Raw genomic sequence first — 23,264 nt, forward strand, 5'->3', positions numbered from 1 at the left:
GTTAGGCAGTTTGCCGGGTTAACAGAGAGGCGGCGGTGTTTGGCACCGGCGGTTTACGGCGGTTGAGCGCCAGATAAAAACTGTCCAACGCTTCGTGCAGGCGTGCGGCCACCCCATCGGACAGCTGGGCCTGTTCACCGTTAAGTACTATCTGGCCGTCATCGGCAAACACGCCGTGCAGCACTTCCTGGGCTTTCAGCGCCGTCAACACTGGCTTCAACGCATAGTCCACCGCCAGCATGTGGCCGATGGAGCCGCCGGTGGCCAGCGGCAAAACCACTTTGTGTTCCAGCGCGCGTTCAGGAAGCAGATCGAGTAAGGTTTTCAGCGCGCCAGAAAACGATGCCTTATAAACCGGCGTGGCGATCAAGAGGCCATCCGCAGCGGCAAGTTGCGCGGCGAAGGCTTTAATATCAGGGCTGTTAAAATTGGCGCGCAGCAGGTCTTCCGCCTGAAAATCGTGCAGGGTATAGGGGATCACTTCCACCTGCTGCTGTTGTAGCCAGCGTTGGCTCAGTTGTAACAGCGCCGCCGAGCGTGAGGGGAGCCTTGGGCTGCCAGCTAGAGATAAAACGCGCATCGCCACTCCTTATATCAAAAAGTTATCAATGTTAAATTAATGTTCGTAAAGTGTTTTAAAGCTAACAGCAAAAGGGGGTGATTTTTAAATCTCATTTTTTGATTTTGATATGCGTAAAGGGGGAAAAGCGGGGAAGTAGCACCATACAAGGGAAACGATTGCGCTAAACGCGCTTTTTTTGCCTTTAATCAATTCCAATTGGCGAGGGGATACCGGATAATACGCCCCCGGTCGACAGGCCTATCCTGCTGAGTTGAGGTTGTCGCTAAATAACCGCAACACCGAAAGCCTGAAGCAGGTGGGGATCATGCAGGTTAGCCGACCGTTGAGCGCAAGGATGCGCGATTGCGAGCCCCCAGGGATGGGTTTACGGCGTGTCGGCGTTCTGCATGATCCCCACCTGTATCCCCATCAGGCACAGCGATTGACTTGCGACCTCAAGTCAGCAGGATATCACCGGGAAATCAGGAGAGTACATGTACTACCCCATCGTCAGGAAAGCCTTGTTCCAGCTCGATCCCGAGCGCGCTCACGAATTGACCTTCAGTCAACTGCGCCGTATTACCGGCACCCCACTAGAGTTTCTTATCCGTCAGTCGGTGCCGAGCAAGCCGGTGAGCTGCATGGGGCTCTCTTTTAGCAACCCATTAGGTTTGGCCGCCGGTCTGGATAAAGACGGCGAGTGCATTGATGCCTTTGGCGCGATGGGCTTTGGCTTTGTTGAGGTCGGTACCGTTACGCCGCGTCCGCAAGCGGGCAATGATAAACCGCGTCTGTTCCGCCTGGTCCCGGCCGAAGGGCTGATCAACCGCATGGGGTTCAATAACCATGGCGTAGACAATCTGGTTGAAAACGTTAAGAAATCCCATTTTGGTGGCGTGCTTGGGATCAATATCGGCAAGAATAAAGACACGCCGGTCGAGCAGGGCAAAGACGATTATCTGATCTGTATGGATAAGGTTTATCCGTATGCCGGCTATATCGCGATTAATATCTCATCACCCAATACCCCGGGATTACGATCCTTACAGTATGGTGAAGCGCTGGACGATCTGCTAGCGGCGATAAAAAATAAGCAGGCCCAATTGCAGGCTCGCCATCACAAATATGTGCCGGTTGCGGTAAAGATCGCGCCGGATCTTTCAGAAGAAGAACTGATCCAAATAGCGGACAGTTTAGTGCGTCATAATATAGATGGGGTCATTGCCACCAATACCACTCTCGATCGTAAACTGGTTCAGGGGTTGAATTACTGCGATCAGGCAGGGGGATTAAGTGGCCGTCCGGTACAGTTACGCAGCACTGAAGTGATCCGCCGTTTGTCGCAAGAGTTGCGAGGGCGCTTGCCGATTATCGGCGTTGGTGGAATTGATTCCCTGACGGCGGCGCGGGAAAAAATGGAGGCCGGGGCAACGTTGGTACAAATTTATTCCGGTTTTATCTTCCACGGACCGCGTTTGATTAAAGATATCGTTACCCATATCTAATATTTTACCTTTCATTTTCGACCGGGGGTTTATTTCTGCCCCCGGCTCGTCTATATTTTGTTCGGTAGCGGAATTATCCGATGTTTAAGCAACCTTTCTGGTGATAAAATCGCCTTTTGCGTAATACGCGTTGGCATGTGGTGAGAAGGATAAGCAATGAAGATAAAACCTGACGACAATTGGCGTTGGTATTTTGACGCTGAGCACGATCGACTGATGCTCGATTTAGCCAATGGTATGATCTTCCGTTCACGCTTTCCGGCAAAAATGCTAACCCCGGACGCCTTCGCTGAATGTGCATTCTGCGTCGATGATGCAGCGCTTTATTTTGATTATGAAGAACAGTGCAAACAGATAAAGCTCAGCCATGAACAACGTGCCGAGTTGGTATTAAATGCGCTGGTGGCCTTCCGTTTTCTCAAACCCCTGATGCCCAAGAGCTGGCATTTTGCTCAGCAACACTATCCGCTACGCCCAAAAAATGGCGAGTTGGCGGCGGTGAAGGTGATGGATAGCGGTGTCGAGGCGCGTCTGCTGGTGGTGGAAGCCGGGGATAATGCCAGCCTGTGCTTGCTGGCACAAAATCAGCTGGCGTTGGCTGGGCGCACCATGGTGTTGGGGGATGCGATAAAAGTGATGCACGATCGCTTGAAACCTTGCATCCCGGATGAACAGTCTGCCCCGGCTTACGACAGGGCAGTGTAATAAGCGTTACGCCAGCTTCACATCGCTTTTAGGAATACAGCTGCAACAGAGGATGGTGCCGTTGGCGGCCACTGCGCTTTTCTTTAGCGGCGCAACCTCGCCCTCCACCAGCGTTATCTTGCAACTGCCGCACAGGCCAGCCCGGCAGGAGTAAGGGATGCGAATGCCTTGCTGTTCCAACTGCTCTAACAAGATCTGCTGGTTATTACCGGCAAACACCTTTCCTTGATACTCAATGCTCACGCTGGTGGTGCTGTCCTGCGGTGCTTGTAGGCTTTCGACGACCCTGCCTGCCCCATAAGGCCGCGGCGGTTTGGTTGACAACACTTCAACGCTATCGCCGACGCGGATAATACCGCTGTTACGGGCAATCATGTTTTGGCCAAAGTCGACGTCGCCATTATCGGCAGTGCGGAACTGTTGTAGCGTACTCAACGGCTCGCCGCTCGGGTGTTTGCGGCCACGTTCGACGCTGACCGTGGTCAATACGCAGCGGCTGCAAGGTTTTACCAGATCGAACATCACGTCGCCGACGCGGATCACCTGCCAACCATCTTCTGCCCAGGCCGGGCTGCCGGTCACCACCAGGTTCGGGCGGAACTGCTCCAGCCTGATGCTGCTAGGGCAACGTTGCTGCAGATCCTGGAACGAAGCTTCATTAATCAGCAGATAAGGGTAACCGTCGGCAAAGGAGAGTGGGATTTCCGGGTGCTTCTTTACCCTGCGGGTTAATTCAGGCCCAACCCAGCGCAGCTGGACCTCGCGCTGAAAATAACCGCTTAGCCAACTGTTGATGGCCACCGGCGCGATCAACGCGGTGAAATGATTGCCCCACACCTCGGTCGGCTGCGCATCGGGAGCGAAGTCAATGAAGCGGATCGCCGCGCTTTCACCGTCCGGTGCGGTCAGAAACAGACCATCCGCCAACAACGCCGGGGTAAACAGCACCATCTGCGGGTATTGGCGGGCGGTGATGAAGGTACCGTCTGGCTCGGTGATCATGAAAGAGCGATCAAAAGCCAGGCCGTTGCTGGCTACCTGAGCGTGAGAAAGCTGCAAACCCCGTAGTGATTTGACCGGATGAACGTAAAGTCGGGAGAGCGTGATCACCCCTGCCTCCGTGCGATAAATGAAATAGAAGGGAGCAACTTTATGACAAGCGGTCTGGATTAGCTATAATGCGCAACAATTTTCTTTTTGGTGATAAGCACGATATGAACACTCTGTTTGCCAGCACGGCGCGTGGACTGGAAGAACTGTTAAAAAGCGAACTGGAGCGGCTTGGCGCTCACTCCTGCAAAGTGGTGCAGGGGGGAGTACATTTTCAGGGTGACGATCGTCTTCTGTACCAAAGCCTGCTCTGGAGCCGCCTGGCTTCGCGTATTCTGTTGCCGCTGAATGAATTTCGCGTGCACAGCGATTTGGATCTGTACCTCGGTGTGCAGGCCATTGACTGGCCATCGATATTTGGCCTGGATAAAACCTTTGCCGTGCACTTCAGCGGCCTCAATGAAGAGATCCGCAATAGCCAATATGGTGCGCTGAAGGTCAAAGACGCCATTGTGGACAGCTTTACCCGCAAGCTCAACGATCGGCCAATGGTAGAGAAACAGCAGCCGGACATTCGGGTGAACGTTTTCCTGCAGCGTGATATGGCCAGCGTAGCGCTCGATCTGAGCGGAGAAGGTTTGCACCAGCGCGGCTATCGCGATCTTACCGGCCAGGCTCCATTGAAGGAAAACCTGGCGGCAGCGATTGTCCAACGTTCCGGTTGGCAACCAGGGGCGCCGATGCTGGACCCGATGTGCGGCTCTGGCACGCTGTTGATCGAAGCGGCGATGATCGCCTCCGATCGCGCGCCTGGCCTGCATCGTCAACATTGGGGCTTTACCGCCTGGAACGGCCACAATGCCGAACTGTGGCGTGAAGTGATCACCGAAGCGCAGGTGCGTGCGAAACGTGGCCTGCAAGAAACCCCGTCACGCTTCTTCGGTTCCGATATCGATCGTCGTGTCATCGAAATGGCGAAGGGTAATGCCCGCCGCGCGGGCGTGGCCGAATTGATCACCTTTAACGTTAATGACGTCAGCAAACTGACCAACCCACTGCCGGAAGGCCCGGTAGGCACGGTGGTCAGCAACCCGCCATACGGTGAACGCCTTGAGAGCGAACCAGCCCTGATTGCGCTGCACAATATGTTAGGGCGCATCATGAAGAGCCACTTTGGTGGCTGGCAGCTTTCGTTGTTCAGCGCCTCACCGGAACTGCTCAGTTGCCTGCAGCTGCGCGCAGAGCGCCAGTTCAAAGCGAAAAACGGCCCGTTGGACTGCGTACAGAAAAACTACCAGCTGGCAGAAAACCCGCAGGGTGCTGGTGGTGTGCAGGTGGCAGAAGACTTTGCCAACCGTCTGCGCAAGAATCTGAAGAAATTGGATAAATGGGCAAAGCAGCAGGGGATCGAGTGCTATCGCCTGTATGATGCCGATCTGCCTGACTATAACGTGGCGGTGGATCGCTATGGCAGTAAGGTGGTGGTGCAGGAGTACGCGCCGCCGAAAACCATCGACGCGCAGAAAGCCCGCCAGCGCCTGTTTGACGTGATTAACGCCACGTTAGCGGTACTGGAGCTGCCTTCGAATCAGCTGATCCTGAAAACCCGCGAACGTCAGAAGGGCAAAAATCAGTATGAGAAGCTGGCGCAGAAGGGGGAGTTCCTGCTGGTAGAAGAGTTCAATGCCAAGCTGTGGGTCAACCTGACGGATTATCTCGATACCGGGTTATTCCTCGATCACCGCATCGCTCGCCGTATGCTGGGTGAGATGAGCAAAGGCAAAGACTTCCTCAACCTGTTTGCCTACACCGGCACCGCAAGCGTACATGCCGGGTTGGGGGGCGCACGTAGCACCACCACGGTGGATATGTCGCGTACCTATCTGGAATGGGCGGAGAAGAACCTGCGGGTTAACGGCCTGACCGGTAGACAGCACCGCCTGATCCAGGCAGATTGCCTGTCCTGGCTGCACAATGCCGACGAACAGTTCGATGTGATCTTTATCGATCCGCCGACGTTCTCCAACTCCAAGCGGATGGAGAACACCTTTGACGTACAGCGCGACCATCTGGCGCTGATGAAAGATTTACAACGGATACTGCGCCGTAACGGGACCATCATGTTCTCCAACAACAAACGCGGTTTCCAGATGGATCTGGCAGGTCTGAACGCACTGGGTCTGGAGGCGAAAGAAATTACCGCCAAGACACAGTCAGAAGACTTTGCCCGTAACCGTCAGATCCACAACTGCTGGCTGGTCACCCACGCCGGCGAAGGAAAATAATTACTATGTCGTTAATCAGCATGTCCGGTGCCTGGCTCTCTTTCAGCGATGCACCTTTGTTAGACAACACCGAAATTCATATTGAAGACAATGAACGCGTCTGCCTGGTTGGGCGCAACGGGGCCGGTAAATCGACCCTGCTGAAGATCCTGGGTAAAGAGATCCCCTTGGACGATGGGCGCATCATTTACGAGCAGGATCTGATTGTGGCGCGTTTGCAGCAGGATCCTCCGCGCAATATCGGCGGCACGGTGTTCGACTTTGTGGCCGAAGGCGTGGCCGAGCAAGCGGAACACCTGAAGGCGTATCATGCTATCTCACATCAGGTGGAGCTGGATCCGAGCGAAAAGAACCTGACGCGTATGGCGCAGGTTATGGAGATCCTCGATCATCAGGGCTTATGGCAGCTAGACAGCCGTATCAGTGAAGTCCTGTTGCAACTGGGGCTGAACGGCGATGCGGAGCTGTCCTCCCTGTCCGGTGGTTGGCTGCGCAAAGCGGCACTGGGCCGGGCGTTGGTCAGTTCACCGCGCGTGTTGCTGCTTGATGAACCTACCAACCACCTGGATATCACCACCATCGACTGGCTGGAAGGGTTCCTGAAAGAGTTTCAGGGCAGCATCGTCTTCATCTCGCACGACCGTTCGTTTATCCGCAATATGGCCACGCGCATTGTCGATCTCGATCGCGGCAAGCTGGTGTCATGGCCGGGCAACTACGAGCTGTACCTGGAAAGCAAAGAAGAAGCGCTGCGGGTGGAAGAGCTGCAGAACGCAGAATTTGACCGCAAACTGGCGCAGGAAGAAGTTTGGATCCGCCAGGGCATCAAGGCACGCCGCACGCGTAACGAAGGCCGGGTGCGCGCTCTGAAAGCGTTACGTAACGAGCGTTCACAACGTCGTGAAGTGATGGGCACCGCCAAGATGCAGGTGGAAGAGGCCGTGCGTTCGGGCAAGATTGTGTTCGAAATGGAAGACGTCAATTATCAGGTCGCCGACAAAGTGCTGGTCCGGGGCTTCAGTGCTCAGGTGCAGCGCGGTGACAAAATCGCATTGGTGGGGCCAAACGGCTGTGGTAAAACCACCTTGCTGAAATTGATGCTCGGTCAACTGAAAGCCGACAGCGGGCGAGTGCACTGTGGCACCAAGCTGGAAGTGGCTTACTTTGACCAGCACCGCGCCGAGCTGGATCCAGAACGTACCGTAATGGATAACCTGGCGGAAGGTAAGCAGGAAGTGATGGTCAATGGTCGTTCGCGCCATGTGCTGGGCTATCTGCAGGACTTCCTGTTCCACCCTAAACGGGCAATGACGCCGGTCAAAGCGTTGTCGGGCGGGGAGCGTAACCGCCTACTGCTGGCAAAATTATTCCTTAAGCCGAGTAATTTACTGATCCTCGATGAACCAACCAACGATCTGGACGTCGAAACGCTGGAACTGTTGGAAGAGATGATCGATAGCTACCAGGGCACCGTATTGCTGGTGAGCCACGATCGTCAGTTTGTTGATAACTCCGTGACCGAGTGCTGGATTTTCGAAGGCAATGGCGTGATCGACACTTACGTCGGGGGCTACTACGATGCACACCATCAGCGTGCCACCGCCAAGCCGATCCGCACGGTAGCCACCAGCCAAACCAAGGCTACGGTGGAGAAAAAAACCGAGCAGCCCAAGAAATCAGCAGCCAAACTGAGTTATAACCTGCTGCGCGAACTGGAGCAGTTGCCGCAGCGCCTTGAACAGCTGGAAACGGAGATTGAAGCCTTGCAGGCACAGGTGAGTGATGCGGGATTCTTCTCACGCCCGCACAGCGAAACCCAGCAGGTGCTGGCCGATCTTGCCACTGCGGAGCAGGCACTGGAACAAGCCTTTGCCCGTTGGGAAGAGCTGGAAGCAATGAAAAACGGCTGATCGGAAACGGGTTGCCCGCACGCTGCTGCTGTGGGCAACCCAGGCTGTACCGATGAGCGACACGGTTAAGGAGGATAATGGTGTGTTCCCACGAAAGTCATAAGCAGCAGAGTCATGCGATGCATGGCGAGCCTCAACAGGATAACCTGATACTGTGCCCACAATGCGATATGCTGGTGGCGTTGCCGCCTTTGCAATCAGGCTCCAAGGCCGTTTGTCCCCGTTGTAAAACGACACTCAGCGCCCGCTGGGCAGAACCGCGGAAACAACCGATTGGTTTTGCCCTCAGCGCGTTATTCATGCTGGTGTTAGCCAATATCTTCCCGTTTATCAATATGCGCGTTGCCGGTCTGGGCAATGAAATCAAACTGATCCAAATTCCTCAGGTGATGGTGGCAGAAGACTATGCCAGCATGGCCACCCTGTTTATGGTGTTTGTGCAACTGATCCCGGCGTTTTGCATGTTGGCGATTATTCTGCTGTGTGCCAGGGTGCGGCTACCACGACAATGGAAGATCTGGATGGCCAAAGTGCTGTTCCAGTTGAAGACCTGGTGTATGGTCGAGATCTTCCTGGCTGGCGTGCTGGTTAGCTTTGTCAAACTGATGGCTTATGGTGATATCGGCATTGGTTCCAGTTTCGTCCCTTACTGTCTGTTTTGCCTGCTGCAGGTGCGAGCCTTCCAATGCGTCGATCGCCGCTGGCTGTGGCAGGATATTGAACCCGCCCCGTTGATTGATCGCCCGTTGCAGGTTGGGCGTACCGGTCTGCGTCAGGGAGTTCGTTCCTGCTCCTGCTGTACGGCCATCCTGCCCGCCCAGCAGTCCAAATGCCCGCGTTGTCACACGGTGGGCTATGTACGCCGCCGCCACAGCCTGCAATGGACGATGGCGTTATTGGTCACCTCGATCATATTGTATATTCCGGCGATGCTGATGCCGATTATGATCACCGAGGCGTTGGGCAATAAAATGCCATCAACGGTCATGGCCGGGGTGGTGCTGCTATGGGGAGAAGGGTCCTATCCGGTGGCGATGGTGATTTTCATTGCCAGTATTATGGTGCCCTCGCTCAAGATGTTGGCGATTGGCTGGCTATGCCTGGATGCCAATGGCAAAGGCAAGGCCAATGCCGATAGCGAGCGTATGCATCTGATTTATGAAGTGGTGGAGTTTGTTGGCCGTTGGTCAATGATCGACGTGTTTGTGATCGCCGTGCTTTCGGCGTTGGTACGTATGGGACAGTTGATGAGTATTTATCCAGACATTGGGGCGCTACTGTTCGCCATGGTGGTCATTCTCACCATGTTTGCTGCTATGGCGTTTGATCCCCGTTTAACCTGGGATCGCGCAAATGAAACAATAAAAAAGGAGCCGCAAGGTGACGGAAAGTAATCATGGCGTCGCGGATGTTGAGAAGATCAAGCGCTGGTCGCCGGTGTGGATCATTCCCATTGTCACCGCGTTGATCGGTGCGTGGATCCTGTTTTATCACTTCAGCCATCAAGGGCCGCAAGTGACGTTGGTCACGACCTCCGCCGAAGGTTTGGAAGCGGGAAAAACCAAGATCAAAAGCCGCAGTGTGGATGTCGGTACGGTGGAAAGCGTCACCCTGAGCGAAGATTTGAGTAAAGTGCTGGTGCAGGCTCGCCTGAACTCCGGCATGGAAAAGCTACTGCGTGACGATTCGGCCTTCTGGGTGGTGAAACCGCAGATTGGCCGTGAAGGCGTCTCCGGGCTGGGGACCTTGTTCTCCGGTGCCTACATTGAATTGCAACCGGGCAACAAGGGCAAGGTTGGAAAAGCGGATTATCAGCTGCTGGATGCTCCGCCGCTGGCCTCTCCCGATGCCAAAGGGTTGCGCGTGATACTGGACAGTGACAAATCCGGCCAGTTGAACGCTGGCGATCCGGTACTGTTCCGTGGCTACCGCGTTGGCTCGGTGGAAACCAGCTATTTCGATCCCAAGCTGCGCTCCATGCGCTATCAGCTGTTTATTACCGCGCCTTACGATCAGTTGATCACTACCAACGTCCGGTTCTGGAAAGACAGCGGCGTTGCCTTCGATATGTCCGCACAAGGCATGCGTGTGGAAATGGGATCCTTGGCGACGCTGTTTAGCGGTGGCGTCAGCTTTGACGTGCCAGAAGGTTGGGAGCGTGGCCCAGCGGTGAAAGAAAAGGCCGAGTTTGCTCTGTTCGATAGCCAGCGCAATATTCAGGATTCGCTGTATACCGAGCATACCGATTATCTGGTGTTCTTCTCCGAATCAATCCGTGGGCTGCAACCGGGGGCTCCGGTTGAGTTCCGGGGTATTCGCTTGGGTACCGTGGGGCAAGTGCCATTCTACAAAGAGGGTATGCGCCAGCGGTTGGATAACGACTACCGTATTCCGGTGCTGATCCGTATTGAGCCTGAGCGCTTTAATCAACAGTTGGGCAAGAACTTCGATATCGCGCAGCATTTGAAAGATGCAGAGTCGCGTGGCCTGCGTGCCGCGCTGAAGTCAGCCAACTTGCTGACTGGCGCGTTGTATATCGATCTGGACTTCTATCCACAGGAGAAAGCGTGGAAGGGGCCGCGTGAGTTGTTCGGCTATCCGCTGTTGCCAACCACCAGCGGTGGCCTGGCGCAGATCCAGCAGAAGTTGATGCAGACGCTGGACAAGATCAATTCGATGCCGATCAATCCAATGATCAACGAAGCGACCAAAACGCTGGCCGAAAGCCAGAAGACCATGAAAGAAACGCAGAAAACCCTGCAGTCGCTCAATGACATCATCAGCAGTAAAGAGATGAAGGCATTGCCTGAAGATATGCAGAAAACCCTGCAAGAACTCAATCGCAGCATGAAGGGGTTCCAGCCAGGCTCACCAGCCTACAACAAAATGGTTGGCGATATGCAACGTCTCGATCAGGTGCTGCGTGAGCTGCAACCGGTGCTGCGTACCCTGAACGATAAGAGCAACGCCCTGGTATTTGAAGCCGCGGGCAGTAATGACCCTCAGCCGAAGAAGGCCAAAAAATGAAAAAATGGATCCCGGTAGTTCTGGCGCTGTTGCTGAGCGCCTGTAGCAGTACGCCCAACAAGACTTACTATCAGTTACCGGCGTTGGGAACCCCGACTCAGGTGAGTGGCACCCAGGCGTCACGCCAGCTGTGGTTGGAGCACGTCAGCGTGGCGGATTTCCTGGCGCAGAGTGGGGTGGTCTACCAGACCAACGACGTGCAGTTTGTGATTGGGCAAAACAACCTGTGGGCCAGCCCGTTGGATCAGCAACTGCAACAGACATTGGTGACCAACCTGGGCAGCGCTTTGCCGGGTTGGGTGGTGTCATCACAGCCGATGAGCAGCGATCAGGATGTGCTTAACGTCACCATCAGCGGCTTCCATGGCCGCTACGACGGTAAAGCGATCGTCCGTGGTGAATGGGTGTTGAGCCATCAGGGCAGGCTGATCAAACGGCCATTCAACCTGGAATTGAAACAGAGTGAAGATGGCTATGACGCTTTGGTCCGCACCTTGGCCCAGGGTTGGTTGCAGGAAGCGCAGGAGATTGCCGCACAGGCAGCTCGCCTTTAATCATAGCTTGTAATAATTCGTTCTAAAGCCATCCCGGTAAGGCAAAGTAAAAGCCTTGCCGGGATTTTTTTCTTTTATTATCATGAAATTAAATCCAGACCAGCAATATCAGCCACTTAGCTTATGCGCCGTGCATAGCTCACAAATATGACAACGGTATGAAATTTGAACGTTGATCTTCTCGCCATTTAGGGCTATTCCTTAAATGTGGCTGTATTTCGTGCGGCCATTGTTTTCTTTCCACAGAGTAACAACGAGGGAAACGAGGCATGAAGAGACAGAAAAGAGATCGTCTGGAGCGGGCTGAATCACGCGGTTACCAAGCAGGTATTGCAGGGCGTTCGAGGGAACTTTGTCCCTACCAATCTTTAGATGCCCGGGCTAACTGGCTGGGAGGGTGGCGAAAAGCCATGGAGGACAGGGCTGTGACCGCTTAAGCGGCTCTCTGTCATGAATTAAGGAACGACCTCCGCCAAACAAGCGGAGGTTTTCGTTGTACACAGAAAACCTCCAGCTAGGCTGGAGGTTCCGTAAAGCTTTCAGCTTTGAGCCAGTTATAAAAACCCCTTTTGATTTGTTAAAACAGTTTGCGGTCTGGCAACTGCAAACGTTCAACAAGAAATCAAAAGGGGGTCCCTATGGGGGACGAAAAGAGCTTAGCGCACACGCGATGGAACTGTAAATATCACATAGTTTTTGCGCCGAAGTACCGAAGAAAGGTGTTCTACGGGGAAAAGCGCAAAGCGATAGGGAGTATCTTAAGAAAGCTGTGCGAATGGAAAAACGTGAATATTCTGGAAGCAGAATGCTGTGTGGATCACATCCATATGCTTCTGGAAATCCCGCCCAAAATGAGTGTATCGGGCTTTATGGGATACTTGAAGGGAAAGAGCAGCCTGATGCTTTATGAGCAGTTTGGCGATTTGAAGTTCAAATACCGTAACAGGGAGTTCTGGTGCCGAGGGTATTACGTTGATACGGTGGGGAAAAACACAGCCAGGATACAAGAATACATAAAGCACCAGTTGGAAGAGGATAAGATGGGTGAGCAGTTGTCGATCCCGTATCCAGGTAGCCCGTTTACGGGCCGTAAGTAACCCATAAATGCAAATGTCAGATCGCAATGCGCCTGTTAGGGCGCGGCTGGCAAGAGAGCCTTATAGGCGCATATGAAAAACCTCCGGCTATGCCGGAGGATATTTATTTTAAGCGTAAAATTATTCCTGCCAGCGTTTCAGCAAAATACTCGCGTTGACTCCCCCAAAACCAAATCCGTTCGACAGGGCATAGGTCATTGCCATCGGTTCCGCCTTATTGGCCACCAGATGCAGACCGGCGGCGGCAGGGTCTGGATTATCCAGATTCAGGGTGGCCGGAGCGATTTGATCGCGCAGTGCCAGCGCGGTGAAAATGGTTTCCAGTCCGCCTGCGGCTCCCAGCAGATGGCCAGTGGCCGATTTGGTGGAGGTGATGGCGATATGCCCATCGGTGCCGAACAGGTGTTTGATGGCGTTGATTTCACCCAGATCGCCAACCGGGGTTGAGGTGGCGTGCGCATTCAGATGCTGAACCTGATCGGGCGTGACACCAGCCTGTTTCAGCGCAATCTTCATCGCCCGATAGGCGCCGTCGCCATCTTCGGCCCCGGAGGTCATATGGTAGGCATCCGCACTGGTGCCGTAACCGACAATCTCTGCTAACGGCTTGGCACCACGTGCCAACGCATGTTCCAACGTCTCGATCACCAACATCCCGGCACCTTCACCCATCACAAAGCCGTCGCGGGCGCTGTCAAACGGGCGTGACGCTTTGCTAGCGGCATCCGCTGGCGTGGTTGACATGGCTCGGGCAGCGGCAAAGCCCCCCAGGCTGACGGTATCGATAGCGGCTTCCGTTCCGCCGCATAAGGCGATATCGGCTTCATCGTTGCGGATCATCCGCACTGCATCGCCAATGGCCTGCACGCCTGCCGCACAGGCGGTGACCGGTGCGCCAATCGGCCCTTTGAATTGATGCTTGATGGAGACATGGCCCGCGGCCAGGTTAACCAAAAAGGAGGGAATGGTGAAAGGAGAGAGGCGCTTCGGCCCGCGGCTATCTGTGGTGCGCACCGCGTGGGCGATAGCTGGGAAACCACCAATACCAGAGGCGATCACGGTGGCCGTCCGTTCCTGTTTCTCCTCACTATCGGCGCTCCAGCCAGCCTGCTTAATGGCTTCGTCAGCGGCGGCCATCGCCAGCAGTATAAAGCGGTCCATTTTCTTTTGGTCTTTCGGTGCCACGCTCAGGTCGGGATCAAAACCGGCAGCGGCATCCTGCTCCAGCGTGGGCACCTGGCCGCCGATCTTGACCTGCAAATCTGCCACCATCTCTTCGGGTAGCGGGCTGATCCCGGACTGACCAGCCAACAGGCGTTGCCAGATCGGCTCTACGCCGCAACCCAAAGGAGAGACGGCCCCCATACCGGTGATAACTATACGACGACTGCTCATAGTGACTCCTTGGATGATTCATTAAGTAAGGTGTAGTGATGCTGCATCAGAGAAGCACGGCGTGACATGGCCTCTCCGGCCGCAGGGCCTGCCGCCAACGTGATATGCTGTAGGGCGATAGGCTGCTGGGTTAGCGCATCGATTAATAGAGGCTGTATTGGTTGACCGCTGCGCCGATCGACCAGTTCCGCGCTGTGTGCCCCTTCAGTCAGATGAGTATTGCCCCACTGGAACAACGTCACCAAAACCGGGAAGAAATCCTTGCCGCGCTCGGTGAGCAGATATTGGTAGCGTACCGGGCGAGTCTGGTAGCGTTGCTTATACAGAATGCCGCTTTCCACCAGAAATTTAAGCCTGCGGGTCAGCAGCGTGGGGGAGAGCCCCAGGCTTTGCTGAAACTCGTCAAATTTGCTCAGGCCATGAAAGGCATCGCGCAGGATCAGGATGCTCCACCATTCCCCCACGCGCCCCAACGAACGGGCGATTGGGCAGGGGGTCGTTGCAAAACTGGTTTTTTTCATGCTGCCCTCTTGGTGGATACATTTATTGTAGTCACTGTGTGGCGATAAAACGGCCAGAACAGTAATAACAAAGGAGGGGAGAAATAAACGGCGACCGAGAGAGGCCGCCGTAAGGCGTTAGAACGCTGCAGCGTCCTTGAACAGGCCCACTTTCAGATCGCTGGCGGTATAGATCACTTTGCCATCGCACAGCACTTCGCCATCAGCCACGCCCATAATCAGCTTGCGGATGATCACGCGTTTGAAGTTGATGCGGTAGGTGACTTTTTTGGCGGTTGGCAGCACCTGTCCGGTGAATTTCACTTCGCCGACGCCCAGAGCACGGCCTTTGCCTTCACCGCCCATCCAGCCTAGGTAGAACCCTACCAACTGCCACATGGCATCCAGACCCAGACAGCCTGGCATAACCGGATCGCCAATAAAATGACAATCGAAGAACCACAGATCCGGATTGATATCTAGCTCAGCTTCTACGTAGCCTTTATTGTAGCTACCACCGTCTTCGGTCATCTTGACCACGCGGTCCATCATTAACATGTTGCCTGATGGCAACGGTGGGCCACCGGCGCCAAACAGTTCGCCACGGCCCGATGCTTCGAGATCTTGTTTCGTATAGGATTCGCGTTTATCTACCATGTTCTCAGTAAACCTTTTTTTGATGAAGGACGCAGCTTAACTTACACGTGTACGCTGAACAAGTCCGATCAGCCACGGCTGAACCAGTTAAGCCAGCGCAATGGCCACGGCAACGGACGCCGTTCTGGCAACATGGCCTGTGCAATTCGCTCCTGGATAGCGGCCAGCAAGCTAGGCTGCTGCTCCTCGGCGAACGGATAGCCGGTCAATAACGGCAAGGCTTCTGCAACGCTATCTACCGCCCACAGATGGAATTGCCCTTCACGCACCGCGTCGACGACGTCTGGGCGCAGGCAAAGGTGCCGTACGTTGCTGGCTGGCAGGATCACCCCCTGTTTGCCCGTCAGGCCACGGCGTTGACAAACCTCGAAGAAACCTTCGATTTTTTCGTTTGCGCCACCGATCGGTTGCACATTACCAAACTGGTCAACGGAACCGGTCACGGCGATTTGCTGGGTGATCGGCTGCTGTGACAATGCGCTGATCAGGGCGCAGAGTTCGGCCAGTGAGGCGCTGTCCCCGTCAACTTCGCCGTAGGATTGCTCAAAGACGATCGAGGCGGAGAAGGGGAGCTGCTGATCGAGATCCAATTCGGAGATCAGGAACGCCTGCATGATCATCATACCTTTGGCGTGCAGATTGCCGCCCAGCTCAGCCTTGCGCTCCACATCGGTGAACTCGCCATCGCCCAGGTGGACCACACAGCTGATGCGTGAAGGTTCGCCAAAGCTGCGTGGATGCCCTGGATAATCCAGCACCGACAGGCCGTTAATCTGACCAATCACTTCACCTTCGGTTTCGATCATGATCTGGCCCAGCTCAATCTCGTCCTGCATGCGTTCTGACAGATAGCTTTCACGCCATTCGCGGGCATTCAGCGCCGCTTCTAACGCTTTGGCGGTGATCTGATCATCTTCGGCATACAGAGCGGCCTCAGAAAGCTGCTGACTGACCCACAGTGGTGATAGCGGTAGATTACCCTGGTCACCGGTATGGCGCACCGCCTGGACCATCAGAGGCTGCCAGGCGTCCGCTGCCAGCGGTGGTAATTGCTGCTCGGCGACCACGCTATTGATATAGCCACACCATTGCACCATATCGTCTGGCTCGGTGAGCTGCAGATCGTCTTCATATTCACCGTAGACGGCCTGCCCGCAGACTTCAGGCTCCATATCATGGAAATCAGCCAGGCCATGGCGATCGCCCACCACAATCAGGCGTAACTCCAACGGCATCGGCGGGATGGAAATCGGCAGTGGCCGGGTTTCATCTGGCGTCAGCCACTGGAACTGGCGCTGGGTAATCATCTGCTTGAGACGCAGCCACAATAGCGGCTGTGCCAATAGGGCACGCGCCGACAGGATCAGCACGCCGCCGTTAGCCTGATGGACCAGGCCCGGCTGCAAGGTGATCGCACCATTATGCATTCTGACGCAGCCAAATAACTGTTCTGGCTCAACCCATTCCTGGTATACGCAAGCACCGCCTGCGGCAAAAGGCTCATCGCCGCGCATGGCACTCTTAATGCTGACGGTGTCGCCTTCAATCACGTAGTGACTGCCTTTAACGGTATTCTGCGGTTGCAACTCTTCTGCCGCTCGGGCGATCAACGCCAGATACTCACGTGTTTCCTGCGCTTTTAACAGCATAAAACGTGGCAGAGACAGCGGATGCAAAAACAGCGTCAGCGCATTCTCCAAACGGGGCTGGATTGCAGAAAAGGCCACGGGTGCCAATTGAGCAGCGGAATCGAAAATCGCCTGATAAGGCGTAGCAGCAGGCAACAGAGATTGCCATTCAAGTCGGTTATTGGTCAAAGTGTTAGATGCAATCGTCAAAAAGGGAAAGCGCGATTATACAAGAATAACGCCAGCTTGATACCTCCAGAGTCATTGTTGAGCATCGGAGTTTGACATTGCTCGATGACAGTGCAAAAAACAGTCAAAAACGGCGGGTAATTGCCGAGGAAAAATTGGCTAAAGCTGTTATGCTTATTAAAGTTACACGGTCACAGCAGAGTTCATGATGAAATATCAGCAACTGGAAAATCTGGAGAGCGGTTGGAAATGGAAGTACCTGGTGAAAAAGCACCGGGAAGGTGAAGCGATCACCCGCTACATTGAAAACAGCCTTGCTCAGGAGGTCATTGACCAACTGCTGAAGCTGGAAAATGAACCGGTCAAAGTGCTGGCGTGGATCGATGAGCACATGAATCCGACGCTGGATAACCGGATGAAGCAAACCATCCGCGCCCGGCGTAAGCGTCATTTTAACTCAGAACATCAGCATACGCGCAAGAAATCGATCGATCTGGAGTTTCTGGTCTGGCAACGTTTGGCTGCGCTGGCGCATCGCCGTGGCGTGACGCTATCGGAAACCATCGTACAGCTGATCGAAGATGCCGAGCGCAAAGAGAAGTATGCCACCCAGATGTCATCGCTGAAACAGGATCTACAGGCGATCCTGGGTAAGGATGATAAATAGCATTACCCAGTGTTAAGGCCAAAAAAAACCCCGCAATGCGGGGTTTTTTACTAAGAAGCGCTTACTTAGCCCTGAGGCTGAGAAACAACTTCTTTGATGCCTTTAACTTCGATCTCTACGCGACGATCTGGAGCCAGACATGCGATCTGAGCTGCAGTTGCGCGGCCTGAACGGTAGCCACAAGAGTCACCGGTAACTGGGTTAGCTTTACCCATGCCACGTGCAGAGATCTTGTCTGAAGGGATACCTTTAGACACGAGGTAATCCACAACGCTTTGTGCACGTTGCTCAGACAGGCGCAGGTTGTATTCTGCTGAACCTACTGCATCAGTGAAGCCCAGAACGACAACAGAACCGTCTTTCGGATCCAGTGAGCTCAGTTGGGTGTACAGCTGATCCAGAGCTTGTTGGCCTTCTGGCTTCAGGGTCGCTTTGTTGAACGCGAACAGAACGTCAGAAGTCAGAGTGAACTTCTTGGTCTCAACAACTGGAGCTGGGGCTGGAGCTGGAGCTACTACTGGAGCAGCAACTTCCTGGCCAAAGCGGTAGGAAACACCTACGCTCAGCATGCCGTTGTCTGGACGTGCACCAACGGTACCTGCGTCACCGATGTTGTTAACCCACTGGTAGTCCAGACGGGTAGCCCAGTCACGAGTCAGTGCGTATTCAACACCCACTGCTGCCAGTGGAGAAACGCCAGTGTCATGGTTGCTCAGGCGCTGATCGGTTGCACCGTAGTGAGCGTTCGAGTCTGCACGCCAAACCATACCACCCAGACGGGTGTAGATGTCCAGATCGTCCATGATTGGGTAGCTCAGTTTAGCTGCCAATTGAACGCCTTGAGCTTTAAAAGCACCGTTGTTCACGCTGCCTTTGTAAGGCATACGGCCAAGCCAGTCGTAGCCCATTTCGAAGCCCAGGTATTGGTTCGCTTGGTAACCCAAGAACGCGCCTGCACCCAGTTGGCTTTTATGAGTAGGACCGTTGCCGATACCATTCTCATAGCCGTTACCGTAGAAACCGGTGTCATGATACTGGGACCAACCCAGTTTGGCACCAGTGTACCAAGTGTCGTCTTTTGGTGCGGCTTGCGCTACTGTAGCGAAACCTGCCAGTGCCACTGCTAATGCGATAGCTGTCTTTTTCATTTTGCGCCTCGTTATCATCCAAATAGGCAATGAGCTTTAAAGCTGCTTTAAGCCCTTGGTTTAAATTCCTTCGCCAAGGTTTGAGCCCTCGTTTGTTACTCTGCCAGTTTTTCTGGCGTTATAGAGCAACCTTGGCGATGTAAAGTCTACAACGTGGCGCGAAAGTTACAAGTGTGATGTGATAAAGCTCTAAAAAAAAACATGGAATTAGACATATCCTCTAACATATCGGGGGGCTAAACGAGTCTTTTTTTAACATGGAAGGTGGCGCCGAACCGCAGCCAACCTCGCTTTTCGCCCGATCTGCCTGCGATTGCCAGACCAAGCGATAAAAGTGATGGGAAAAGTCCTAAATTTACTTAATGATACAAAGAAGAGTGAATTTTTAAGGTTGAACAGTGTCTGTCGGCAGCAACGATGTCACGTTGGGGTCGCATAATGAACCCATAGGCATTGCCCAATTCTGCCGCTCGACTCAGCCTTAGACGATCCTCTTGTGTCAATTCTGGTAACCAGCCTAGCACCACACTGTAATTTCCTGTCAGTAAAGCCTTCTCCATGGCATCTACGGTAGCCAGTGGATTGATCTGATTAAGCTGTACGACCTTATCAACCGGCAGGCTGGCCTGCTGCAGCCAGGTTTTGCTCAGTTTCTGCTGCGGGGTCAACCACAGTAACCAGCGTGATTGCTTGCCCAACTGCTGCAACAAAGGCACCAATAACTGAGCTACGGCGGGTTGCCGCTCATTGTAAACAAGCTCACTGATTAGGCCATTTTCGTTGCCCTCTTGCGCAGGGATCACCGCTTGCTTTGCCGGCATTGGGGATTGGCTAAAATGAGGTTGATAAAGTGATTGAGTACGCATGTCGTCTCCCGCCCGTAGTGTTACTGTATGTATATACAGTATAGCCATCGAAACAGAAGATCAACCCAAATTTTCGTAACGCTTCGCATAATTGAGATTATTTATTGTACGTCTTGAATTTATGATTGGCACGACTAGGGATAATGCGTATTTTTTTTAATTAGTTGTTCCCGTTACGTTTATTCCAACCAAAACATGCCTAATGGCTGTGGCTTCATATAAGGAGAGTTAAATGAATGGAGGATCGTTAAGGAGGATCGAACAGGCAAAGTCCTGCTTTGCCGCCCTGGGAAATATTGCCCTACGCTCGCAGTTTGGCGGCTATGGCCTGCTGGCGGACGGCACAATGTTTGCGGTCATTACCGAAGGTGAGCTGTATTTGCGTGCAACGGAAAGTCTGGAAACCGCTTTTCGTGAGCGTGGCATGGTGAATATGACCTATTTAAAGCGAGGGGTCCCCATGGTCATGCGCTATTACTGGGTGAATGAAGAGTTGTGGCGGCAGCGTCGCGAACTGTGTGCGCTTGCTTGGCAGGCTATCTGTGAGACGCGTAAAGAGATAAAGGTAAAAAAACGCTGCAATGGCAGATTGAAAGATTTACCGAATATTGATGCCTCATTAGAGCGCCAGCTGTGGCGAGCAGGCATATGCAATATTTATGATTTTCGCCTGTTGGGGGCCAGAGATAGCTATCTGAAGCTGCTGCAACAGCAAAAAAATCTGGGCATGAAAGTGCTGATGTCACTGGCGGGGGCCATGGCGGGCTACCACCATGCCGCCTTGCCTAATCTACAAAGGGAGGCGTTGACCGAATGGTTCGAAAACAACGCGCTCTTTCCCACCTTTGAGGCGCGGTCAGAAGACCGCGCCTGCGGCCCACATCCTTGAACTATCAACCGGCTTGAGTAATTTGTGTATTGAGTGCCGTCAGCTCGGGTAGCAATTCGAGCACCAGGCCAATTTGCTGCAACACCAGCTGTTCTTTGCTTTCCGGCTCCGGAACCAGCGCAGTAATACGCTCGGAGAGGGCTTCCAGTGCCTGCGTGATACGCTGACGATCATGAGCGTCGTGGTGTAATGCACCATCAACATAGCAAACCGCATCGTTGAGCAAGTCCAGCACGGCGGCACTTTCCAGGCGCTCACGGTGGGCGCCCAGGGCGGAAATATAGCTCAGCAAGGTATGGTTCAGGCACAGCAGGCGGAATGCCGCTTCCTGAATGGTTTTATCGGCTTTAGGGTCAGCAGACATGTTAGAGATCACCGACGCCAATTCTGCATCGCTATTATGGGCATCGCGGCGGGCAATACGATAAGGCAGGCCGTTATCCTTGCCCTGATGGTACTGCACCAGAATGGCATCCAGATAGCGGCAGTCGGCATTCAGTGTCTTGCGCACCATGGCCGGTAACTGACGGAACTTCCAGTCTGGCCAGATAAAACTCACCGCTGCCCAGGCGATGGCACAACCCAGCAGGGTATCGTAGACGCGCGGGGCAGCCACTTCGAACCCTTCGCCCAGCAGGTTAAAGCATAGCAAGACCAACAGGGTGATAAACATCGTGGCGTGGGCATATTGCACGGTTCGGAAGGCGAAGAACAACACCCCCGAGATCACGATCAGGATCAACTGCCCTTCCAGCGAGGGCACAAAATACAGGATCGGCAGCCCGATCAAAATGCCAGCCAGAGTGCCGATGATCCTTAACGCCAAGCGCCTGCGTGTGGCGTTGTAGTTAGGCTGGCAGACAAACAGGCTGGTCAGCAGGATCCAATAACCGTGCTGCATCCCGGTCAGTTGAATAAACGCATAGCCCACGCACAACACCACCGACATACGGATGGCGTGGCGGAATAGGGCGGATTGTGGTGTCAGGTGGCGGCTGATACGCAGGCGAATATCGCTCCAACCGGTGAGCCGGTCGTCTGACAGGTTGTTTTCCTCGGTCTGGCCACTCGCCAAGGACTGCTCAGACTCGATATTGGCCAACTGAGCGTCAATTGCCCGTAAATTCTTCAGCAGATGGGATAGCGCTCTGGTCAGTTCGCGATTTTCTGGGGTAATGGTAATCCGGGTTAGCGCCTCTTCCAGGCGTGAAAAAGCGGGCTCAAAACGCGGGCTATGCAGATATTTCTGCCGTAGCAGTATCGACTGCGCCAGTTGCTGGCAGGCACGGGCCTGCTTGGCCAACAGACGCTGAAACCGGAACAGAATATCGCTGTGGCGGAACTGTTGGCTTAGCGCCTGATACTGTACGTGAGAAGAACTGGCGCGTTCATGGATATCCTGAGCGACAAAATAGTAGTGCAGCGTTCTGCGGGTGCCGCGCTGGCCACGGTCGCCTTTCAAGCGGGTCAGCAGTGAAGCCTTGGTCAGGTTCAGCGTGCTGACCAAGGTGCTGTTGGCCATCGCCACGTCAACCCACGGCAGGTCGGCGTCCGATTCGGCATCTGGATCGAACAGATTGGCCTTGGCATCCAGGTAGTTGGCCAACTGTTCATAGCAGCGGGCCAGGTTTTCCTGCAGGGGCTTGATAGGAAATAGCAGATGGCCGATCAGCGTCAGCAAGTTGTACCAAATGGCACCGATAATCAACAGAACCGGTTGCTGGTACCAGGCGTCGTACATGGAGGTGCCAAGCATGGTGTAGACGGCGATCAGCAAGGCACCGAAGGCGATAGTGGCGTAACGCTGCCCTAATGCCCCCAGCAGGATAAAGCCGCAGGTTGAGGTCGTCAGCCCGAGGGCAAACAGCCAGGGGTAAGGAAACAGCAGTTCAATCGATGTCGAGGCCACAAAAAAGCAAACTAGTGTAATGAGCAGATTTCGCAATCTTCCTGCCAGCCGGTCGTCCAGATCCGCTAGCGCGGCGGCAACGACACCCAGCGTTAACGGAATGGTCAGTTTAGGGACGCCCAACCACCAGGGTACCGCAGAGGCTCCAGCCAGCGCGATAAAAATACGCAGGTTATAAAGCAGGTTGCTGTTATAGGTATAACGCCGAATTTTGGGTGCTAAAGAGAGCACGACAAGCTCCTAAATGGGAGAAAGGTTAACGCGATTAAAAGCGGCGGCGGGCGTTCTCGATCCGCGCCTGTTGGGCCACCTCAACCGGCACGACGCGGCGGCCGACTGGCCACAGGGCGATAGCGGCTATCTTGAAATTGGCGATGCCTACCGGAATACCGATAATGGTGATGCACTGGGCGATGCCGGCAATAATGTGTGACAGGCACAGACACCAGCCGAACAGGACCAGCCAGACGATATTCAGTAAAGAACCGCCGGCAGCCAGCAGGGCATTGCTTTTCTCTGGGTATAATTCATTGACATGGATCGCTTCGTTGCCAAATGGCAACAAGGAGATTTTGGTGATTTCCCAGCAGGAACGGGTCAATGGCAGGGTGAAAATCAGCACGACGCTGAAGAAGGTGGCAATCAGCCAGCCAAGCGTGGTGAAAAAACCACCCAATACGAAATTAAGAACGTTCAATACAGTACGCATAGTCGTCATTCT

At 54.1% G+C, this 23,264-nt stretch carries 21 protein-coding genes; 11 read left to right on the forward strand and 10 right to left on the reverse strand.

Annotation, left to right across the window (positions count from 1 at the left end; translation table 11 throughout):
• Position 1 precedes the first annotated feature (1 nt).
• Positions 2–580 (reverse strand): NADPH-dependent FMN reductase, encoded by a 579-nt coding sequence (ssuE, locus tag KGP16_RS09980; RefSeq protein WP_094982370.1) that lies wholly within the window; start codon positions 578–580, stop codon positions 2–4.
• Positions 581–1,056: 476 nt separating this feature from the next.
• On the opposite strand from ssuE, the gene pyrD reads away from it, so the two are divergent.
• Together pyrD and KGP16_RS09990 are read left to right on the forward strand one after the other, a co-directional pair.
• On the forward strand, positions 1,057–2,067 hold the full coding sequence (gene pyrD, locus KGP16_RS09985) for a quinone-dependent dihydroorotate dehydrogenase (protein WP_218519518.1): 1,011 nt from the start codon (positions 1,057–1,059) through the stop codon (positions 2,065–2,067).
• A 156-nt stretch (positions 2,068–2,223) separates the two neighbouring features.
• Positions 2,224–2,772, forward strand: a complete 549-nt coding sequence (locus KGP16_RS09990; protein ID WP_021804887.1) for a cell division protein ZapC — start codon at positions 2,224–2,226, stop codon at positions 2,770–2,772.
• A 6-nt stretch (positions 2,773–2,778) separates the two neighbouring features.
• Here KGP16_RS09990 and KGP16_RS09995 read toward each other — a convergent pair whose 3' ends face one another.
• Positions 2,779–3,882 (reverse strand): YcbX family protein, encoded by a 1,104-nt coding sequence (locus tag KGP16_RS09995; RefSeq protein WP_223501257.1) that lies wholly within the window; start codon positions 3,880–3,882, stop codon positions 2,779–2,781.
• A 104-nt stretch (positions 3,883–3,986) separates the two neighbouring features.
• Between KGP16_RS09995 and rlmKL the strand changes: the two genes are divergently transcribed.
• The 7 genes from rlmKL (at position 3,987) to tnpA (ending at position 12,695) form a co-directional block, all read left to right on the forward strand.
• Positions 3,987–6,107 (forward strand): bifunctional 23S rRNA (guanine(2069)-N(7))-methyltransferase RlmK/23S rRNA (guanine(2445)-N(2))-methyltransferase RlmL, encoded by a 2,121-nt coding sequence (gene rlmKL, locus KGP16_RS10000; RefSeq protein ID WP_024486046.1) that lies wholly within the window; start codon positions 3,987–3,989, stop codon positions 6,105–6,107.
• Between the two features lie 5 nt (positions 6,108–6,112).
• The gene (locus tag KGP16_RS10005) at positions 6,113–8,017 is read left to right on the forward strand and encodes an ABC transporter ATP-binding protein (RefSeq protein ID WP_094982369.1); all 1,905 of its coding nucleotides are present in this window, start codon (positions 6,113–6,115) and stop codon (positions 8,015–8,017) included.
• A 119-nt stretch (positions 8,018–8,136) separates the two neighbouring features.
• Positions 8,137–9,411: a membrane integrity-associated transporter subunit PqiA gene (pqiA, locus tag KGP16_RS10010; protein ID WP_223501514.1), complete on the forward strand. Its 1,275-nt coding sequence runs from the start codon at positions 8,137–8,139 to the stop codon at positions 9,409–9,411.
• Positions 9,398–11,044, forward strand: a complete 1,647-nt coding sequence (pqiB, locus tag KGP16_RS10015) for an intermembrane transport protein PqiB (RefSeq protein ID WP_059200412.1) — start codon at positions 9,398–9,400, stop codon at positions 11,042–11,044. The genes pqiA and pqiB overlap by 14 nt, the downstream gene beginning before the upstream one ends.
• Entirely contained in the window at positions 11,041–11,598 is a 558-nt protein-coding gene (pqiC, locus tag KGP16_RS10020) for a membrane integrity-associated transporter subunit PqiC (protein ID WP_021804881.1), read from the forward strand. The genes pqiB and pqiC overlap by 4 nt, the downstream gene beginning before the upstream one ends.
• A 269-nt stretch (positions 11,599–11,867) precedes the next feature.
• The gene (gene rmf / locus KGP16_RS10025) at positions 11,868–12,035 is read left to right on the forward strand and encodes a ribosome modulation factor (protein WP_071680718.1); all 168 of its coding nucleotides are present in this window, start codon (positions 11,868–11,870) and stop codon (positions 12,033–12,035) included.
• 201 nt (positions 12,036–12,236) lie between these two features.
• On the forward strand, positions 12,237–12,695 hold the full coding sequence (tnpA, locus tag KGP16_RS10030) for an IS200/IS605-like element IS1541C family transposase (RefSeq protein ID WP_032908551.1): 459 nt from the start codon (positions 12,237–12,239) through the stop codon (positions 12,693–12,695).
• A 120-nt stretch (positions 12,696–12,815) separates the two neighbouring features.
• Here tnpA and fabF read toward each other — a convergent pair whose 3' ends face one another.
• The 4 genes from fabF to KGP16_RS10050 all read right to left on the reverse strand — a co-directional run bounded on the left by fabF (position 12,816) and on the right by KGP16_RS10050 (position 17,064).
• Entirely contained in the window at positions 12,816–14,090 is a 1,275-nt protein-coding gene (fabF, locus tag KGP16_RS10035) for a beta-ketoacyl-ACP synthase II (protein ID WP_094982367.1), read from the reverse strand.
• Positions 14,087–14,611: a helix-turn-helix domain-containing protein gene (locus tag KGP16_RS10040; RefSeq protein ID WP_021804879.1), complete on the reverse strand. Its 525-nt coding sequence runs from the start codon at positions 14,609–14,611 to the stop codon at positions 14,087–14,089. The genes fabF and KGP16_RS10040 overlap by 4 nt, the downstream gene beginning before the upstream one ends.
• Positions 14,612–14,728: 117 nt before the next feature.
• Positions 14,729–15,247, reverse strand: coding sequence for a bifunctional 3-hydroxydecanoyl-ACP dehydratase/trans-2-decenoyl-ACP isomerase (gene fabA / locus KGP16_RS10045; RefSeq protein WP_037374999.1), 519 nt, complete (start codon positions 15,245–15,247; stop codon positions 14,729–14,731).
• Between the two features lie 68 nt (positions 15,248–15,315).
• Positions 15,316–17,064 (reverse strand): Lon protease family protein, encoded by a 1,749-nt coding sequence (locus tag KGP16_RS10050; protein WP_223501260.1) that lies wholly within the window; start codon positions 17,062–17,064, stop codon positions 15,316–15,318.
• Positions 17,065–17,272: 208 nt separating this feature from the next.
• Here KGP16_RS10050 and matP point away from each other — a divergent pair, with 208 nt between their 5' ends.
• Positions 17,273–17,731 (forward strand): macrodomain Ter protein MatP, encoded by a 459-nt coding sequence (matP, locus tag KGP16_RS10055; RefSeq protein WP_037375184.1) that lies wholly within the window; start codon positions 17,273–17,275, stop codon positions 17,729–17,731.
• A gap of 65 nt (positions 17,732–17,796) precedes the next feature.
• On the opposite strand, the gene ompA is transcribed toward matP, so the two are convergent.
• A complete protein-coding gene (ompA, locus tag KGP16_RS10060; protein ID WP_021182055.1) occupies positions 17,797–18,879 on the reverse strand; it encodes a porin OmpA in 1,083 nt (360 codons plus the stop codon).
• Between the two features lie 359 nt (positions 18,880–19,238).
• Positions 19,239–19,700 carry an SOS-induced cell division inhibitor SulA gene (gene sulA / locus KGP16_RS10065; RefSeq protein WP_235050763.1) on the reverse strand — a complete coding sequence of 154 codons (462 nt, stop codon included), beginning with the start codon at positions 19,698–19,700 and terminating at the stop codon, positions 19,239–19,241.
• Positions 19,701–19,977: 277 nt separating this feature from the next.
• Here sulA and KGP16_RS10070 point away from each other — a divergent pair, with 277 nt between their 5' ends.
• On the forward strand, positions 19,978–20,634 hold the full coding sequence (locus KGP16_RS10070) for a TfoX/Sxy family DNA transformation protein (protein ID WP_115159660.1): 657 nt from the start codon (positions 19,978–19,980) through the stop codon (positions 20,632–20,634).
• A gap of 4 nt (positions 20,635–20,638) precedes the next feature.
• Here KGP16_RS10070 and yccS read toward each other — a convergent pair whose 3' ends face one another.
• Positions 20,639–22,774 (reverse strand): YccS family putative transporter, encoded by a 2,136-nt coding sequence (gene yccS, locus KGP16_RS10075; RefSeq protein WP_021804874.1) that lies wholly within the window; start codon positions 22,772–22,774, stop codon positions 20,639–20,641.
• Between the two features lie 34 nt (positions 22,775–22,808).
• Positions 22,809–23,252 (reverse strand): YccF domain-containing protein, encoded by a 444-nt coding sequence (locus KGP16_RS10080; RefSeq protein WP_223501262.1) that lies wholly within the window; start codon positions 23,250–23,252, stop codon positions 22,809–22,811.
• Between the last annotated feature and the right edge of the window lie 12 nt (positions 23,253–23,264).

Origin of the sequence: Serratia sp. JSRIV006, from assembly GCF_019968685.1 — a bacterium.
In the GTDB taxonomy this organism is placed as follows: Bacteria; Pseudomonadota; Gammaproteobacteria; order Enterobacterales; family Enterobacteriaceae; genus Chania; species Chania fonticola_B.